16 protein-coding genes are annotated in these 15,027 nt (G+C 67.2%); 4 read left to right on the forward strand and 12 right to left on the reverse strand.

The genetic code is table 11. The features are described from left to right. Positions 1–169 precede the first annotated feature (169 nt). The 7 genes from XarjCFBP7645_RS13835 to XarjCFBP7645_RS13865 all read right to left on the reverse strand — a co-directional run bounded on the left by XarjCFBP7645_RS13835 (position 170) and on the right by XarjCFBP7645_RS13865 (position 7,024). Entirely contained in the window at positions 170–946 is a 777-nt protein-coding gene (locus XarjCFBP7645_RS13835) for an NAD kinase (RefSeq protein ID WP_047125593.1), read from the reverse strand. A gap of 203 nt (positions 947–1,149) precedes the next feature. Further along, positions 1,150–3,285 carry a bifunctional 23S rRNA (guanine(2069)-N(7))-methyltransferase RlmK/23S rRNA (guanine(2445)-N(2))-methyltransferase RlmL gene (rlmKL, locus tag XarjCFBP7645_RS13840; RefSeq protein ID WP_104537994.1) on the reverse strand — a complete coding sequence of 712 codons (2,136 nt, stop codon included), beginning with the start codon at positions 3,283–3,285 and terminating at the stop codon, positions 1,150–1,152. Then, positions 3,282–3,473: a hypothetical protein gene (locus tag XarjCFBP7645_RS13845; protein ID WP_080689560.1), complete on the reverse strand. Its 192-nt coding sequence runs from the start codon at positions 3,471–3,473 to the stop codon at positions 3,282–3,284. Before XarjCFBP7645_RS13845 ends, rlmKL begins: the two co-directional genes overlap by 4 nt. Beyond that, a complete protein-coding gene (locus XarjCFBP7645_RS13850; protein ID WP_104538799.1) occupies positions 3,452–5,065 on the reverse strand; it encodes an ABC-F family ATP-binding cassette domain-containing protein in 1,614 nt (537 codons plus the stop codon). The genes XarjCFBP7645_RS13845 and XarjCFBP7645_RS13850 overlap by 22 nt, the downstream gene beginning before the upstream one ends. A gap of 396 nt (positions 5,066–5,461) precedes the next feature. Beyond that, on the reverse strand, positions 5,462–5,968 hold the full coding sequence (locus XarjCFBP7645_RS13855) for a GNAT family N-acetyltransferase (protein WP_104537995.1): 507 nt from the start codon (positions 5,966–5,968) through the stop codon (positions 5,462–5,464). 40 nt (positions 5,969–6,008) lie between these two features. Beyond that, positions 6,009–6,536 carry a YqiA/YcfP family alpha/beta fold hydrolase gene (locus XarjCFBP7645_RS13860; RefSeq protein WP_104537996.1) on the reverse strand — a complete coding sequence of 176 codons (528 nt, stop codon included), beginning with the start codon at positions 6,534–6,536 and terminating at the stop codon, positions 6,009–6,011. Then, a complete protein-coding gene (locus XarjCFBP7645_RS13865) occupies positions 6,533–7,024 on the reverse strand; it encodes an MOSC domain-containing protein (protein ID WP_104537997.1) in 492 nt (163 codons plus the stop codon). Before XarjCFBP7645_RS13865 ends, XarjCFBP7645_RS13860 begins: the two co-directional genes overlap by 4 nt. 23 nt (positions 7,025–7,047) lie before the next feature. Here XarjCFBP7645_RS13865 and XarjCFBP7645_RS13870 point away from each other — a divergent pair, with 23 nt between their 5' ends. After that, the gene (locus XarjCFBP7645_RS13870) at positions 7,048–7,623 is read left to right on the forward strand and encodes an N-acetylmuramoyl-L-alanine amidase (protein WP_104537998.1); all 576 of its coding nucleotides are present in this window, start codon (positions 7,048–7,050) and stop codon (positions 7,621–7,623) included. 50 nt (positions 7,624–7,673) lie between these two features. Here XarjCFBP7645_RS13870 and XarjCFBP7645_RS13875 read toward each other — a convergent pair whose 3' ends face one another. From XarjCFBP7645_RS13875 to XarjCFBP7645_RS13890, 4 genes are all read right to left on the reverse strand, one after another. Next, positions 7,674–8,627: a DUF1684 domain-containing protein gene (locus XarjCFBP7645_RS13875; protein ID WP_104537999.1), complete on the reverse strand. Its 954-nt coding sequence runs from the start codon at positions 8,625–8,627 to the stop codon at positions 7,674–7,676. Between the two features lie 88 nt (positions 8,628–8,715). Beyond that, complete coding sequence (locus XarjCFBP7645_RS13880; RefSeq protein WP_104538000.1) at positions 8,716–9,588, reverse strand: sulfurtransferase; 873 nt, start codon at positions 9,586–9,588, stop codon at positions 8,716–8,718. After that, positions 9,585–10,382, reverse strand: coding sequence for a CoA pyrophosphatase (locus tag XarjCFBP7645_RS13885; RefSeq protein WP_104538001.1), 798 nt, complete (start codon positions 10,380–10,382; stop codon positions 9,585–9,587). The genes XarjCFBP7645_RS13880 and XarjCFBP7645_RS13885 overlap by 4 nt, the downstream gene beginning before the upstream one ends. 120 nt (positions 10,383–10,502) lie before the next feature. Next, entirely contained in the window at positions 10,503–11,201 is a 699-nt protein-coding gene (locus XarjCFBP7645_RS13890) for an FKBP-type peptidyl-prolyl cis-trans isomerase N-terminal domain-containing protein (RefSeq protein WP_104538002.1), read from the reverse strand. A 163-nt stretch (positions 11,202–11,364) separates the two neighbouring features. On the opposite strand from XarjCFBP7645_RS13890, the gene XarjCFBP7645_RS13895 reads away from it, so the two are divergent. From XarjCFBP7645_RS13895 to nth, 3 genes are read left to right on the forward strand one after another with little or no spacing between them, the layout of a single operon-like run. Further along, entirely contained in the window at positions 11,365–12,147 is a 783-nt protein-coding gene (locus XarjCFBP7645_RS13895) for an enoyl-CoA hydratase-related protein (RefSeq protein ID WP_104538003.1), read from the forward strand. Positions 12,148–12,157: 10 nt separating this feature from the next. Beyond that, entirely contained in the window at positions 12,158–12,538 is a 381-nt protein-coding gene (locus tag XarjCFBP7645_RS13900) for a hypothetical protein (RefSeq protein WP_104538004.1), read from the forward strand. Further along, complete coding sequence (nth, locus tag XarjCFBP7645_RS13905; protein ID WP_104538005.1) at positions 12,535–13,245, forward strand: endonuclease III; 711 nt, start codon at positions 12,535–12,537, stop codon at positions 13,243–13,245. Before XarjCFBP7645_RS13900 ends, nth begins: the two co-directional genes overlap by 4 nt. Positions 13,246–13,455: 210 nt before the next feature. On the opposite strand, the gene XarjCFBP7645_RS13910 is transcribed toward nth, so the two are convergent. Beyond that, positions 13,456–15,024 (reverse strand): SulP family inorganic anion transporter, encoded by a 1,569-nt coding sequence (locus tag XarjCFBP7645_RS13910; RefSeq protein WP_104538006.1) that lies wholly within the window; start codon positions 15,022–15,024, stop codon positions 13,456–13,458. Positions 15,025–15,027 lie beyond the last annotated feature (3 nt).

The raw sequence follows: 15,027 nt of genomic DNA on the forward strand, positions 1-15,027 counted from the left end.
TGCCGGGAATGGGGAATCGGGATTGGGGAATGGGTTAGAGCAACAACGAATGTTCTGGGATTTGAGATGGTTACTTGCACTGCATCGTACCTTGGGCACGCACAGGCTCGGCTGCACGTCGCGCTGCTGCCGTTGCCAATCCCGAATCCCACTCCCCAATCCCCGCTCCTCAAACCGCAAACTGTTCGCTGAAGATGCGTTCTTCCAGATTGTGTTCGGGATCGAACAGCAGCGTCACCTGGCGCTGGGTGGATTCGCGGATGGTCACTTCGACCACGTCGCGGATCTCGTGCGAGTCGGCGGTGACGCTGACCGGGCGCTTGTACGGGTCCAGCACGCGGAAGCACACTTCGGTATCGGCCTTGAGGATGGCGCCACGCCAGCGGCGCGGGCGATACGGGGCGATCGGCGTCAGCGCTAGGGTGTGCGAGCCCAGCGGCAGGATCGGCCCGTGCGCGGAATAGTTGTAGGCGGTGCTGCCGGCTGGCGTGGCGACCATGACACCGTCGCCGATCAGCTCGGCGATGCGGGTCTGGCCATTGAGATCCACGCTCAGGTGCGCGGCCTGGCGGGTCTGGCGCAGCAGCGAGACCTCGTTGTAGGCCAGCGACACCGTGCTAGCACCGGACTCGGTCTGCACCTGCATTTCCAGCGGGCGCAGGTGCGCCGGTTCGGCACGTTGCAGACGCGCGAGCAGGTCGTCCTCGTCGTCGCGGTACTGGTTCATCAAGAACCCGACCGAGCCCAGCTTCATGCCGAATACCGGCTTGCTGGCAGCGCCGTGCCGGTGCAGGGTCTGCAGCATGAAGCCGTCCCCGCCCAGGGCGCAGACGATGTCGGCGCTGTCCAGCGCATGATCGCCATAGCGCTGCACAAGACGCGCGCGCGCGGTCACCGCCGGCTCGGCGTGACTGGCGAGAAAGGCAATCCGGGGTGGTGCGGTCATCGTTGACTCCAGAGCATGCGAATCAGCATACCGCAGCGCTGTGGTGGGCTTGTTGGCTGGCCGCCCTGCCCTCGCCTGTGCGGCCGCGCCTGCGCCTGCGCGATCGGGCGCCACCGGTGACACGGCGCGCGGCAGCCGCACGAATGCGGCGATCCCACGCGCCCTGCGCGCACTGCCCGGTCAGACACGACCGGGCCACTTCCTCAGGCGGTCAACCGCCAGGCGCGATGGATGCGCGCATGCCGCTCGAAATCCGGGTCGATGGTGCGCGGGCTGATTTCCTCGCACTGCGCAAACTCGGCCACCAGTTCCTCGTCCAGCTTGAAGCGGCGGAAGTTGTTGGAGAAATACAGCACCCCACCCGGCGCCAGGCGCGCCACTGCCGCGCGCAACAGCCGCACGTGCTCGCGCTGGATGTCGAAGTCTTCGGCGCGTGCGGAGTTGGAGAAGGTCGGCGGGTCGCAGAAGATCACGTCGAAATGCGCGCGCTCGGCTTCCAGCCAGGCCAACGCGTCGGCCTGTACCAGCTTGTGCTTGCTGCCGGCCTGGCCGTTCAGGGCCAGGTTGTCGGCGCACCACTGCAGATAGGTACCGGACAGGTCCACGCTGGTGGTCGAGCTCGCGCCGGCCACCGCCGCTTCCACGCTGGCTACGCCGGTGTAGCAGAACAGGTTGAGGAAGCGCCGCCCCTTCGATTGCGTGGCCATGGTGCCGCGCAACGGGCGATGATCCAGGAACAGGCCGGTGTCCAGGTAATCGAACAGATTCACCCGCAGCAGCGCGCCATGCTCGCGCACGTTGATGAACTCGTTGCGCTGCTCGAAGCGGCCGTACTTGCTACCGCCCTTGCCGCGCTCGCGCGATTTGAGCGCCACGCGTTCGCCCGGCACCTCGAACACCTCGCGTGCGGCGGCCAGCAGTTCGCCTAGACGGCGGCGCACGTCGGCTTCCGGAATCGTCGCCGGCGCCGCGTATTCCTGCACATGCAGAAACACGCGGCGATCGCCATCGGCTTGCTGGTACACGTCGATGGCGGCGGAGTATTCCGGCAGATCGGCATCGTAGGCGCGGAAGCATTCGATGCCTTCGCGTGCGCGCCACTTCTTGAACTTCTGCAGGTTCTTGCGCAGGCGGTTGGCGACCATCTGCGCGCCTTCGCTGAGCGCGGTCGGCGCCGCCAGCGGGGTGCGCCGCGGCACCGCGATCGGGTCGCAGACGATCAACGCGCACTCGATCGCGCCATTGAACAGCTGGTATTTCTTGCCCGCGCGCAGGCCGGTGGCATACGCCAGCTCGGCGTTGCCGCACAGCAGGCTGGCCCGCCATTGCGGCACCGCGCGCTGCAGGGTATCGCCCAGGCGGCGATACAGCGCCACATCGGCGGCCAGACGTTCGTCGTAGGGCGGATTGCACACCACCACGCCGGTGGCCTGCGGCGGGGTCTGCAGGTCGCCCACCTCGCGCACGCCGAACCAGATCGCCTCGGCCACGCCAGCCACTTGCGCATTTTCTTTCGCGGCGCGGATCGCATGCGGGTCCATGTCGCTGCCGTGGATCACCTGCCGGAGCGCGGCGCGGCCAAGACTATCGCGCTCGCGTGCTTCGCCCACCAGTTGCTGCCAGCCCTCGCGGTCGAAGCCGCGCCAGCGGCTGGGGAGATCGCTGCCATAGCGCTGCAGGCCGGGCGCCACGTCGGCGGCCATCAGCGCGCCTTCGATCAGCAAGGTGCCGCTGCCGCACATCGGATCCAGCAGGCCGCCGCCATCGGCGTAGGCGCGCGGCCAACCGGCGCGCAGCAACACCGCCGCGGCCAGATTCTCCTTGAGCGGCGCATCGTTCTGCGCCATGCGCCAACCGCGCCGGTGCAGCGGGCCGCCGCCCAGATCCACCGAAATGGTGGCGCGGCCCTTGCGCAGCGACAGGTTCAGACGCAGATCCGGGCTGTCCACATCCACCGACGGACGTTCCAGGCCCTGCCGGCGCATGGTGTCGACCACCGCGTCCTTGATCCGCTGCGCCGCGTAACGGGCGTGCGTGATCGCGGTACCGGAGACATGCGCGTCCACCGACAGCGTGTGGCCGACGGACAAGTGCTCGTCCCACGGCAATTCGGCCACGCCGGCATACAGCGCATCCTCATCCGGGCAATCGAACTCGCTCAGCGGCCACAACACGCGGCTGGCCAGGCGCGACCACAGCACGGCGCGCTGCGCGTCGCGCAGGTCGCCTTCGACGTTGACGCCGGAGATGGTGGCGGTGGCCTTGCTGGCACCGAGCGACAGCAGCTCGTCGGCAAGCAGGTATTCCAGGCCCTTGGCACAGGATGCGAAGAATTTCACGTAGGCAGGTATCGATGGAGACGCTGGCCGTGGGGGCGAGCGTGGGAGCAGGACGCTGGGCCGGCGCCCGGGAGGGCAAAGCCGTGGCCGCCGCGGGCGGGGCGCAAATGGTCGGCCATCGGAGCCGGCTTTACCAGCCCGCCGGCCGGATCGCCCGCTGCGCGGTTCACCACGGCGCCAGCCGCCACTGCGGCTGCGCAGTCTCCAGGCGCTGCTGCAGGCCCAGCCGCTGCAGGAAGGCGGCATCGTGCGAGGCGACGATCAGCGCCCCCTGGTAGCTGCGCAGCAGCGCCTCGATCGCTTCCACCGCGGCCAGGTCCAGGTGGTTGGTCGGCTCGTCCAGCAACAGCAGTTGCGCCGGCTGCGCCCGGTACAGCGCACACGCCAGTGCCGCCTTGAGCCGTTGGCCGCCGCTGAGCTGGCCGGTGGGCAGGTCGGCACGCTGCTGGTCCAACCCCAGCAGCGCCAGGCGTAGCCGCTGTGCGTGGGCTGGCGCGTCCGGATCTGCATCCTGCAGCTGCGCAGCGGCCGAGCGCGCCGGATCCAGCAGCCCCAGGTGCTGATCCAGATACGCCGCCGGCACGTGCACCTGGCATTGCCCCGCGCTGGGTTGCAGGCGCCCGGCCAGCAGCTGCAGCAACGACGACTTGCCGCTGCCGTTGGGGCCGACCAGGCCGATCCGCGGCTGCCCATGCAGCAGCAGATCCACCTGCCGCCCGCCCAGCCGTCCGTCGGCCAGCTCCACCTGCTGCAGCGTGGCCAGCTGCCGCGATGCGCCGGCGGGCGATGTCGGCGCCAGGAGTGCGATCGTGGGGTCGTCCTGCGCCAGCGCTGCGGCCTGCACCACCGCCTCGCTCAACCGCGCCTGTTCGGCTTGGCGGTGCTGTTGCAGCCGCCCCGCGCTGACCTCGCTGCGCTGCTTCTGCGCGCCGAGCAGGATCGCGGCCTGGTTTGCCTGCCCTGCGGCACGCGCGCCGCGTGCCTGGCGTTGCTGTTGACGCTGCTGCTGTTCGCGCAGCGCCTGCTCACCGCGTGCACGCGCCTGTTTGCGCTGGGCCAGCAATTCGCTGGCTGCCTGCTGTTCGATGGCGCGCTGCTGTGCATAGAACGTGTAATTGCCGCCGTAGCTGCGCAGCCCCTGCGCGGACAATTCGACAATGCGCTGCATCGCATCGAGCAGGTCGCGGTCGTGGCTGATCACCAGCAAGCCACCGCTCCACGCCAGCAGCTGATCCATCAGCCGCTGCCGTTGCGGGCCATCCAGGTGATTGCTGGGCTCGTCCAGAATCAACAGGTCCGGCCGGGTCAGAAACGCACCGGCCAGTGCCACGCGCGTCGCTTCGCCGCCGCTGAGCTGCGCGGCCGGTGCACGCGGGTCGCGCCCACCCAGGCCTTGCCGTTCGAGTTCTGCGGCAAATTGCGCATGGGCGGTCCAGCGCTCGCCGACCAGTTCAAAATCGGCGGGCGCAACGCTGCCGGCGGCGATACGGTCCAGCGCATCCAGCAGCGGCGCAACACCGGCCAGTTCGGCAATGCTCTGTCCCGGCGCCACGCGCACGCGCTGCGGCAGGTAATGCACGCTGCCGTTGCGCACGCAACGCCCTGCGCTGGGCAGCACCTCGCCGGCCAGCAGGCGCGCAAGCACGCTCTTGCCCACGCCATTGCGCCCGACCAGGCCCGTGGCGCGTTGGTCGATGTGGATGGTCAGATCGGAAAATAGCGAGCTGCCATCGGGCAGCACATACGCAACGCTTTCCAGCGTCAACGACGGACAGGTCATACCGGTCTCCATTGCATGCCAGCACACGCGCCGATCCAAGCGGACCAGCAACGGGTCAAGGCCGTCATCACGACGGCGGCATCAATGGCGCATTGGACCAATCCTCAGACCGTGGGCAATGCGGCGAAGTGTAGGTCAGCCTGCGACGCAAGCCAAATTACCGGCCTGGTCGCGTTCAAGCACAGCATGGCAAGCAGCAGCCTTCACAGATATGTTCAAGCTCCTGAAGGCCGCCACCCCGCTGATTTCCAGGCGCCCTGGAAAAACGCGGCGAGCGCTCGCCGACACGCAACCGCCAGGATCCGGTGTCCATGCGTTCCCGAGACGGAGCAAGAGCTGTCCCTCCGCACGCAAGGCCCGGCGTGGATCACGCCAACTGGTCGCCAGCAGCTGGACTCAACCCAGTCCGAAGGCCGGGTGATAGGCAACATCGGCCAGCGGCAGCAGACGGTCGCCGAACGCCAGCGCCTGCAGCTCGGATGCCGGGACGCCGGGCAACACCAACCCCGGCTCCACCGCAAAACCCAGACGCCTGAAGAACGCCGGCTCGCCCAATGCCAGACAACCGGCAGCGCCACGCTGGCGCAAACTGGCCAACGCCGCCTGCACCAGGCGCGTGCCCAGTCCCTGGCGCTGATGCCCCGGCCCGATCGCCAGCGGCCCCAACGCGTACCAGCCGGGCGAATCGTCCGACAGCGACACCGGCGATACCGCCAGGTGGCCGACCACATAGCCGTCGTGGTCGGCCACCAGCGACAGCGCCAGCGCGCCGTCGTCGCGCAAGGCGGCGATCACGTGCTGCTCGTCGTGGCGGCTATGTTCGTCGCGCATGAACGCGACCATCGTCAGCAGTTCGATCGCTACGGCATCGCCATCGCTGGCTTCGCGAGTCAGCACGTTCATCGCAGGCCCCGCAGCCCGCACGTCTTCAGACCATTGCGCATCACAGGCTCTGCAACAGTTCGGCGAAGGCGCGTGCCGACGCATCCACATGCGATGCCAGCCGGTGTTCGTCGTCGACCAGCAACAAGCGCGCATGCCGCGCCTGCGCCCAGGCGATCACCTCGCTGGCCGGAATCAATTCATCGCGCCAGGCATGCACGATGGAAATCGGCACGCGCGCCGCATCCAGTGCCGGCAACGGCCCCATCCTGGTCGGCGGCACCATCAGGAACAACCCGCGCGTGGGCACCTGCAACGACACCTGCGCGGCGATGTACGAGCCCAGGCTGGAACCGACCAGCACCAGCGGGCCCTTGTCGGCCGCCGCACGCGCGATCTGCAGCAGGCGTTGCAGCCGGCCCTGCACGTCGCCGAGCGAACTGACCTCGCGGCGTGCGTCCAGATCGGTGTAGTCCGGGCGCTCGTGGGTCCAGCCCAGCTGCCCGGCGACGTCGGCCAGGGCGGTGACCTTCAGCGCGTCCGGGCCGCTTTCGAAGCCGTGCGACAGGATGCAATGACCGCGGCTCATAGCGCCTGCACCGTATCGCCGATGCGCAGCACGCCGCCACGCAGGATGCGCGCGCACAAGCCGCCATGGCCGCGCATGGCGTTGTAGCCGCCCGCCCCCAGCGCATCCTCCATGCGCGAGCACGGATCGCAGGGGTCAGTGCCTTCCAGCTCGACACCGCCGATGCGGAAGCGACGCCCTTTCAGGGCGATCAGCGGGATGCCGGACACCACCAGATTGCGGCGCAAGGTGGCCGGCGCAATCACTGCGTGACCAGCCAGCGCCGCGATCACCGGCAGATGCTCGGCCTGGATCAGGGTCACGCCACGCTTGCCGCTGCCGCCCTTGTAGCGGTCGCCGACCAGGCCGATGCCGGTGGTGGCCTGCGCCGCGTCCACCTCGATCATGTCCACGTCGCGCGCCGGGCGCACGCCGATCCAGGTCACCTGGCCGGTCTGCGGCAGGGTTGCCATCAATTGGCCCAAAGGGCTGTCGGGATTCAAAGCCATCGTCGAATGCTAGCATCCGCCCCATGTCCGATGCCGTCCTGCCGTCGCCACCGATCACCTACGCGCCGCTGTCCTACGAATCGCGGCTGGCGCGACGCGCGCTCACGCAGATCGACATGGTGGTCATCCATTGCACCGAACTGCCCGACATGGCGATGGCGCGCGAATACGGCGAACGCGTGCTCTACGACAGCGGCACCGGCAACAGCGGGCATTACTACATCGACCGCAACGGCAGCATCCAGCAATACGTCGCGCTGGAGCGCGTCGCCCATCACGTGCGCGGCCACAACCCGCATACGCTGGGCATCGAACTGGTCAACAGCGGCCGTTACCCGCACTGGCTGGACTCGCGCCATCAGTGCATGAACGAACCGTATCCGCAGGTGCAGATCAGCGCGCTGATCACGCTGCTGCAATGGCTGCAACAGCAGCTGCCATCGGTACGCCGCATCGCCGGCCACCAGGCACTGGACACCACTCGGGAAGCAGCCAGCGATGACCCGTCGCGCAAGATCCAACGCAAGCTCGACCCAGGGCCGCTGTTTCCGTGGCCGCAGATCGAAGCGGCAGTCAGCTGGCCGCATACGCCGCGCTAGCAGCGGCACAACGCCATCGACACCGCATGCTGTCTTCGCTGGTGCAGCGCTCAGCGTTCGGCCGCGCGGTAGGTCTTCTCGCCTGCATTTACCGCCAGGTCCAGGCGATTTTCCGGCGATGCGATCGGGCAGACCACGTGCGGCGTCAACGCGCAGGGTGGATTCTCGGCCAGGTTGAAGTCGAGCACGAGCCGGCCCTCACGTGGCGCTGCGGTATGGAGATAGCGCGCGCCGCCATAACTTTCCTTGCCGCTGGTGCGATCGGCGAACAGGAAGAACAGACCCTGCCCGTCGTCGCTGACGATCGGCTGCAACCGATACTCCTGGCCATTGCGCGAAAACACCGCCTCGCCCGGCACCTCGACGGTGAGCGGTGTACCGATCGAGGTCAGCAATGTGGTCGTACGCGGCGTGGGATACGCCTGCCAGCGCGCCTGGATGCGCCAGTGCGGATCGGTCGGAAAATATTCCAGCCCGGCGAAGTGGGTCAGCAGCGGCGCTGCCGGGTCGCGGAAACGCCAGCCGAACAGGCTGCCGGTCTGCACCAGATAGAACTGCCGCCCTTCCACATCCAGGCGATCACCGCGCTGCCCTGCGCGCTCCGGCTCCAGGCGTACGCGCTCGACGCGCTGCCCGTTCAAGTGCACCTGTGCGGCGACCGCGGCTTCGAAGTGCACGCGGCCGTCGGTACCCAGCGTCAGCTGCCCCAGTTGCGCAGGGCCGGCCGGCAATACCAGATCGCTGCGCGGATCGCTACCCACCTGGTACCGGCCTGCACGCACGCGCCCGGAGCCGGTGAAGCTCAGCCAACCGTCGGGCGCACGCAAGCGCTGCAGGCGCTTGGCGCGTACACGTTCGAGTTCAACTTGATACACCGCATGGCGGTCGCCCTGTTCACGACCGGCGATGCGCGCACCGTCAGCGTCGGCGGTCGACCCGGCCGAACAGGCCGCCATCGACAGCATCGCGACGCACAGCGCGCCGACCTGCAACTGCAACCGCATGAGTCACCCAGCACTGCAAGAAACTGCGCTCCGCGCAGCGAACCTGCGTCCCCACAGGTCACCGTTCCTGCCGCCATTGTGCCTGCAATCAGGGGCTGGTCGCGACCGGACGTGTCGAATCCTGCACCCAACCGCTCCAGGACCCGGCGTAAACGCGCGCGCCCGACAAGCCGGCCACTTCCAATGCCAGCAGCAGATGACACGCGGTCACGCCCGAACCGCACATCACCACCGCCTGCTCGGGGCGATACGCGCCCAGCAGCGGAGCCAACTCCGCACGCAGCTCCCCTGCCGGCTTGAAATGGCCGTTGCGCAGGCTCACACCCAGGGGACGACTCACCGCACCGGGCACATGCCCGGCCACCGGATCGACCGGCTCCGCCTCGCCGCGAAAACGCTCGCCCGCACGCGCGTCCAGCAACCAGCCCGGCGCCTGATCCAGCCGCGCCAGAATCTGCTCGGCCTCGACCACGGCATCGCTGTCAAAGCTGCCTGGATATGCCACGCCATCGCGCACTGCAGGCGGCTCGGCGCTTTCGGGCAACCCCGCAGCGCGCCAGGCGGCCAATCCGCCATCGAGCACCGCCACGCGACGATGCCCCATCAGCCGCAGCATCCACCACGCCCGCGCCGCGGCCATGCTGCCGTCGGCAGCGTCGTAGATCACCACCTGGCTGTCCGGGTCGATCCCCCACTCGCCCAGCCGCCTGGCGAATGCGGCGCTGTGCGGCAGCGGATGCCGCCCCCGTGCAGGCCGCGACAGATCGGCCAGATCGTCGTCGAGATCGGCGTAGTGCGCGCCTGGCAGATGCCCCTGCGCATAGGCCTTGCGCGCTGCATCCGGGTCCGGCGCAGTCGGTGGCGCAGCGCGCGCGTCCAGCAGTCGCAACCGCGGGTGCGGCAATGCTGCTGCCAACGTGGCGCTGTCGACCAGCGTGGTCCAGTGGAGTTCCGCACTCATGCAACCTGCTCCAGACGACGACGAAGATTGAGGAGAATGGCCGCGGTGGCACCCCAGATGCGGTGGCCCGGCCAGTCGTATTCCAGCACGCGGCGTGGCCGGCCGCGAAACTCCAGCTCCACGCTGCGCAGATTGTCCGGGTCCATCAGATAGGCCAACGGCACCTCGAACACCTCGGCCACTTCATCCGGCTGCGGCACCGCCACGAACGCCGGGTCGATGACCGCCACCACCGGCGTGACGCGAAAGCCGCTCACGGTCAGAAACGGATCCAGATATCCCAGCGCATGCACCTGACCGGCGCCGAGCGCGATTTCTTCGCAACTCTCGCGCAAGGCCGCAGCGGCCGCATCCGCATCCGACGGCTCGACCCGTCCACCGGGAAAACTGACCTGCCCGGCATGGTGACGCAGGCTGTCGGTGCGCCGGGTCAGCAGCACCGTGGTGCCGTGCGTGCGCGCCACCAGGCCGCACAGCACCGCGGCCTCGGCTGACGCGCCGCCTTCGGTCAGATCGATCAATTCGGCATGATTCCAGCCAGGCCCGTCGGGCGCGGTGTCCAGCGCATACAACGCACGCTGCAGCTGCGCACATTCGGGCAGCCGCGCGGCCAACGCGCGCGCGGGCAGAACCGTGTGCAGATACTCCTGACGTTCGCCGTCGCTCATGCTCATCCAACGTGCAATTTCATCCAGGCTGCGCAGGCAGCCGACACAGTGCGCCTGCGCGTCCAGCGAACATACACCGATACACGGGCTGGGAAGGCCACTGCGGTTCGAATCGATGTCGCTCATCGCTGCCTCCCGCCACACCGCATCGTCACGCCGTTCCGCCATCCTGTCACGCGTATCCGGTGAACCCAAACGACAACGCCGGCCTGGTGGCCGGCGTTGTCGCAGCAACATCAAAGGCAATTACTTGACGCTGACCAGCTTGATCTCGAACTGCACAGCCACGTTCGGCGGGAACGGGGTACGCGGATCGGCACCGTAGGCTTTCTCCGGCGGCAGGGTCACTTCCCACTTCGAACCAGCCGGCATCTGCAGCAGCGTGTCGCGCATGGCCTGCATTTCGACTTCGCTGACCTTGATGGCCGGGATCTGCTGCGCGGGACGCGCCTTCTCGCGGTCGCCGAACGGGAACGGACCGGCCACTTCCAGCTGCACGGTGCTGGCCTGGGTCGGCTTGGCGCCCTTGCCTGCTTCGATCACGCGGTACTGCACGCCGCTCGGCAGCGTCTGCACGCCAGCGGTGCCCTTGTTCTTGGCCAGGAACTGGTCGCTCTTGGTCTTGTTAGCAGCAGCGGCCTTGTCGTACTCGGCCTTGGCCTGCTGGGCACGGCCCTGCTCACGCTTCTGGAACGCTTCGACAGCCGGCTTCAGCTGGTCGGCGGTGATCGCCGGCTGCTTCTTGGCATAGGCGTCCTGCAGACCCTTTACCACCGAGTTGATGTCGAGCTGCTCGCCGCGGCCGGTGAGCTCGGCGAGGTTGTTGCCGTAGTCGTAGCCGAAGTAATAGCTCAACTTGCCCTTCTCGGACGTCGTGTCCTGGGCCAGTGCATTGCCCGACAGGGCCAGGGCCGCCACAGCGACCGCGATAGAACGCAACTTCATCAAACAATTCTCCAGGGTGGTGGCACAGGACGGGTCTGCCGCCTGAGATGACGCGCTAGGATAGCGGCCGCGATAGCGAACCGCTACTTATCACGAAAGCTATGACCAGCAAGGCTTTCGGAAGTTCCGCATTTACTAATTTTTTACGTTCGTAAGGATTTCCATGTCCAATCACGTCATTCTGATCGCCGACCACGCCAGTGTACGGACGATCACGGTCAATCGACCGGACAAACTGAACGCCTTGAACCAGGAAACGCTGCGGGCGCTGGATCACGCCTTTGCCGAGGCAGCGAACGCGGACGATATCCGCGTGGTGATCCTGACCGGTGCCGGCCCCAAGGCGTTTGTCGCCGGCGCGGACATCGCCGAGATGCGCGATCTGTCGGCGATGCAGGGCCGCGCGTTCTCGCTGCTCGGTCAGCAGCTGATGCGCCGGATCGAGCGCATGCCCAAGCCGGTGATCGCCATGGTCAACGGCTTTGCGCTCGGTGGCGGACTGGAGCTGGCGATGGCCTGCCATCTGCGCATTGCCGCATCCATCGCACGGCTGGGGCAGCCGGAGGTCAATCTCGGCCTGATCCCCGGTTTCGGCGGCACACAACGGCTGTTGCGTCTGACCGGGCGAGCGGCGGCGCTGGAACTGTGCCTGCTCGGCCTGCCAATCGATGCCGCACGCGCGTTGCAGTTGGGTTTGGTCAATCGCGTGGTCGAGCCGGAGGCACTGCGGGAAGAAACTCTTGCCCTGGCACAGCGCCTGGCCGCCGCCGCACCGCTCGCGCTACGCGGCATTCTGGATGCGGTGGTGTTCGGTGGCGAATGCGCCATCGAAGAAGGCCTGCAGCTGGAAACCGCGCAATTTGCGCTGCTTTTCGCCAGCGACGACATGCGCGAAGGCACCGGCGCCTTTCTCGAAAAACGCCCCGCGCACTTTCTCAACCGCTGATCGGCCTGCCATGACGTCCGACCCTACACCGGCACCACGTCCACTGGCCCTGCAGCTGTTCGACTGCGTCCACGCGGACGATCTCGATCGTGCGTTGGCACTGGGCCTGATGGAGTACCGACCCGATCCGCGCGACGACCTGCTGGATCCGGCCTGCCCGCAGCTGAGCGCGGCATTGCTTGCCACACAGCTACGGCTGCGCGATGCCTGGGCCGCACGCGACCGCTACCGTGCACGCGCCGCGCGCCTGCAACGTCGCGCCGCCGAACGCGATGCACGCCGGACGCCGGCACCGGCGCCCAGCCAACCGGCCGCCGCCGCATTACCGCCGCTGGCTGCCGCCATCCTCGCGCGCGCCAAGGCCAAGGCCGCTGGTGGAGCACAGCCATGAACGCGATCCACGCATCCGCGCCGGCACGGCGCGGCAGCAGCATGCGCAAGCCTGAAATACAGGAAATGTTCGCACGCCTGCGCGAGCTCAATCCACACCCGACCACCGAGCTGGAATACACCACGCCGTTCGAGTTGCTGATCGCGGTGCTGCTGTCGGCACAAGCCACCGATGTCGGCGTCAACAAGGTCACCCGCAAGCTGTATCCGGTGGCCAATACCCCGCGCGACATTCTCGATCTGGGCGAAGAAGGCCTGAAGCGCTACATCGCCACCATCGGCCTGTTCAACGCCAAGGCCAAGAACGTCATCGCCACCTGCAGGATCCTGCTGGAGCAACACGGCGGCCAGGTGCCGCACGATCGCACTGCACTGGAGGCATTACCCGGCGTCGGCCGCAAAACCGCCAACGTCGTGCTCAACACCGCGTTTGGCGAGCCCACCATGGCGGTGGACACGCATATCTTCCGCGTCGCCAACCGCACCGGTCTTGCCGCAGGCAAGGACGTGCGCGCGGTCGAGGACACACTGGTCAAGGTCATTCCGGCCGAATTCCTGCACGACGCACACCATTGGCTCATCCTGCATGGCCGCTACGTCTGCAAGGCACGCAAACCCGATTGCCCAGGCTGCGTGATCCACGACCTATGCCGCTACCGCGACAAGACCCGCGCGCCTGACGAACGGCCGACAACTCCAAGAAACTAACCAGGCATCACGACAACCAGGCAACCTGCACGTCCCACGCCAGGCAACCACGCCGACAAGCCAGCGTGTGCTTTTGCGAATCCCGATTCCCGATTCCCCAATCCCCGCCCCAAAAAAAAATCGCGACCGGATGATGCGTCTTTCGGCGCCATGCATCACCCGGTCGCGACAGAGATCGCCTAGCGCAAGGGCCGGGCGTTTGCAGCAGGTTTACGCCGCCTTCGCTTGCTCCACGCGCTGTTCGACCAGCACGCTTTCCGCCGTCGGCTGTCCTTCCACGCGTCGATCCAACTCGTTCCAGTCCACCACCAGCTCGCAGCCGCGCGAGGCCGCATTCCGGCTCCAGTCGCGCAGCAACTCGATGCAGGCATGGTCGACGTGATGCAGCCTGGCCACGTCCAGATGCAGTGCGGTGTTCGGCGGCACGCTTTCCAACGTACGCGCCATCGCCGGCACCTTCAGGAACGTCGCCGAGCCCTGCAGGGTCAGATGCATCTCGTCCTTCTTGTGCTCGTGCTCGCGCACGTCCACCTTCAGGCGCGCAGAATGCAGGGCCAGACGGAGCAACGACAGGCCGAAGCCGATCAGCACACCGGTCAGCAGGTCGGTCGCCACGATCGCGAAGGTGGTCGCCAGGTAGATCGCCGCGGTGCCACGACCATAGGTCGCCAGCTCCTTGACCTGCCCGATCTTGATCATCTTCACGCCCGTATAGACCAAGATGCCGGCCAGACACGCCACCGGCGTCATCCGCAACAGCCACGGCAGCAGCATCGCGAAGACCAGCAACCAGCCGCCATGCAGCACCGTGGACATGCGCGTGGCCGCGCCGGCCTGCACGTTGGCCGCACTTCGCACGATCACGCCGGTCATCGGCAAGGCGCCCAGGAAGCCGCACAGCATATTGCCTACCCCCTGCGCCGCCAGCTCACGGTCGTACTGCGTACGCGCGCCCTGATGCATGCGATCCACCGCCGCCGCCGACAGCAAGGTCTCTGCGCTGGCGATGAAGGCAAAGGTCACCGCCGACACCAGCAACGTCGCATTGAACACGCCGAAGATGTCCGCCACGCTGGGGATGCTGATCGCCGAGAACAGATTGGTCGGCACATCGACCTTGTTGACGTTCAGGCCCTGCAACTGCACCGTCGCCGTGACCACCACCACCGCGATCAACGCACCCGGCAGGAAACGCAAACGCTGCGGACGCAGCTTGTCCCATGCCAGGATGATGCCGATGGTGGCCAGGCCCACGAACAACGCGGTACGGCCGGTTCCTTCGGTGATCGCCTGCCACACCACGGCCGGCAATGCAGCGAAGTTTTCCAGACCGCGCGCCTTGGGAGCGGCGTCCATCAGCACATGCGCCTGCGAGGCCACGATCAGGATGCCGATGCCCGACAACATGCCGGCCACCACGGCCGGCGACGTCATCCGGAACCACACGCCTGCACGGCATAGACCGGCGATCAACTGAATCGCACCAGCCAGCAGGATCACCGGACCGAGTGCGGCAATACCGTGCTCGCGGACCAGTTCGAACACCAACACAGCCAGGCCGGCGGCCGGTCCACTCACCTGCAAGGGAGAGCCCGCCAGGAAGCCAACGACCAGTCCACCGATGATGCCGGTGATCAGGCCTGTGGCCGGCGGCATGCCGGAAGCGATTGCGATACCCATGCACAACGGGAGCGCGACCAGAAAGACTACGACCGACGACAACAAGTCACGCCCGAACAGTCCCTGACGGAAATATCCGCCGATACCTGATGTGTTCATGAT

Source organism: Xanthomonas arboricola, assembly GCF_002940665.1.
Lineage (GTDB): Bacteria > Pseudomonadota > Gammaproteobacteria > Xanthomonadales > Xanthomonadaceae > Xanthomonas > Xanthomonas arboricola_B.

Excerpts from the sequence above, each read along its gene's own strand:
- XarjCFBP7645_RS13835 (WP_047125593.1), bottom strand. The coding sequence starts at position 946 with ATGACCGCACCACCCCGGATTGCCTTTCTCGCCAGTCACGCCGAGCCG.
- XarjCFBP7645_RS13850 (WP_104538799.1), bottom strand. The coding sequence starts at position 5,065 with ATGACCTGTCCGTCGTTGACGCTGGAAAGCGTTGCGTATGTGCTGCCC.
- XarjCFBP7645_RS13855 (WP_104537995.1), bottom strand. The coding sequence starts at position 5,968 with ATGAACGTGCTGACTCGCGAAGCCAGCGATGGCGATGCCGTAGCGATC.
- XarjCFBP7645_RS13860 (WP_104537996.1), bottom strand. The coding sequence starts at position 6,536 with ATGAGCCGCGGTCATTGCATCCTGTCGCACGGCTTCGAAAGCGGCCCG.
- XarjCFBP7645_RS13865 (WP_104537997.1), bottom strand. The coding sequence starts at position 7,024 with ATGGCTTTGAATCCCGACAGCCCTTTGGGCCAATTGATGGCAACCCTG.
- XarjCFBP7645_RS13870 (WP_104537998.1), top strand. The coding sequence starts at position 7,048 with ATGTCCGATGCCGTCCTGCCGTCGCCACCGATCACCTACGCGCCGCTG.
- XarjCFBP7645_RS13875 (WP_104537999.1), bottom strand. The coding sequence starts at position 8,627 with ATGCGGTTGCAGTTGCAGGTCGGCGCGCTGTGCGTCGCGATGCTGTCG.
- XarjCFBP7645_RS13880 (WP_104538000.1), bottom strand. The coding sequence starts at position 9,588 with ATGAGTGCGGAACTCCACTGGACCACGCTGGTCGACAGCGCCACGTTG.
- XarjCFBP7645_RS13885 (WP_104538001.1), bottom strand. The coding sequence starts at position 10,382 with ATGAGCGACATCGATTCGAACCGCAGTGGCCTTCCCAGCCCGTGTATC.
- XarjCFBP7645_RS13890 (WP_104538002.1), bottom strand. The coding sequence starts at position 11,201 with ATGAAGTTGCGTTCTATCGCGGTCGCTGTGGCGGCCCTGGCCCTGTCG.
- XarjCFBP7645_RS13895 (WP_104538003.1), top strand. The coding sequence starts at position 11,365 with ATGTCCAATCACGTCATTCTGATCGCCGACCACGCCAGTGTACGGACG.
- XarjCFBP7645_RS13900 (WP_104538004.1), top strand. The coding sequence starts at position 12,158 with ATGACGTCCGACCCTACACCGGCACCACGTCCACTGGCCCTGCAGCTG.
- nth (WP_104538005.1), top strand. The coding sequence starts at position 12,535 with ATGAACGCGATCCACGCATCCGCGCCGGCACGGCGCGGCAGCAGCATG.
- XarjCFBP7645_RS13910 (WP_104538006.1), bottom strand. The coding sequence starts at position 15,024 with ATGAACACATCAGGTATCGGCGGATATTTCCGTCAGGGACTGTTCGGG.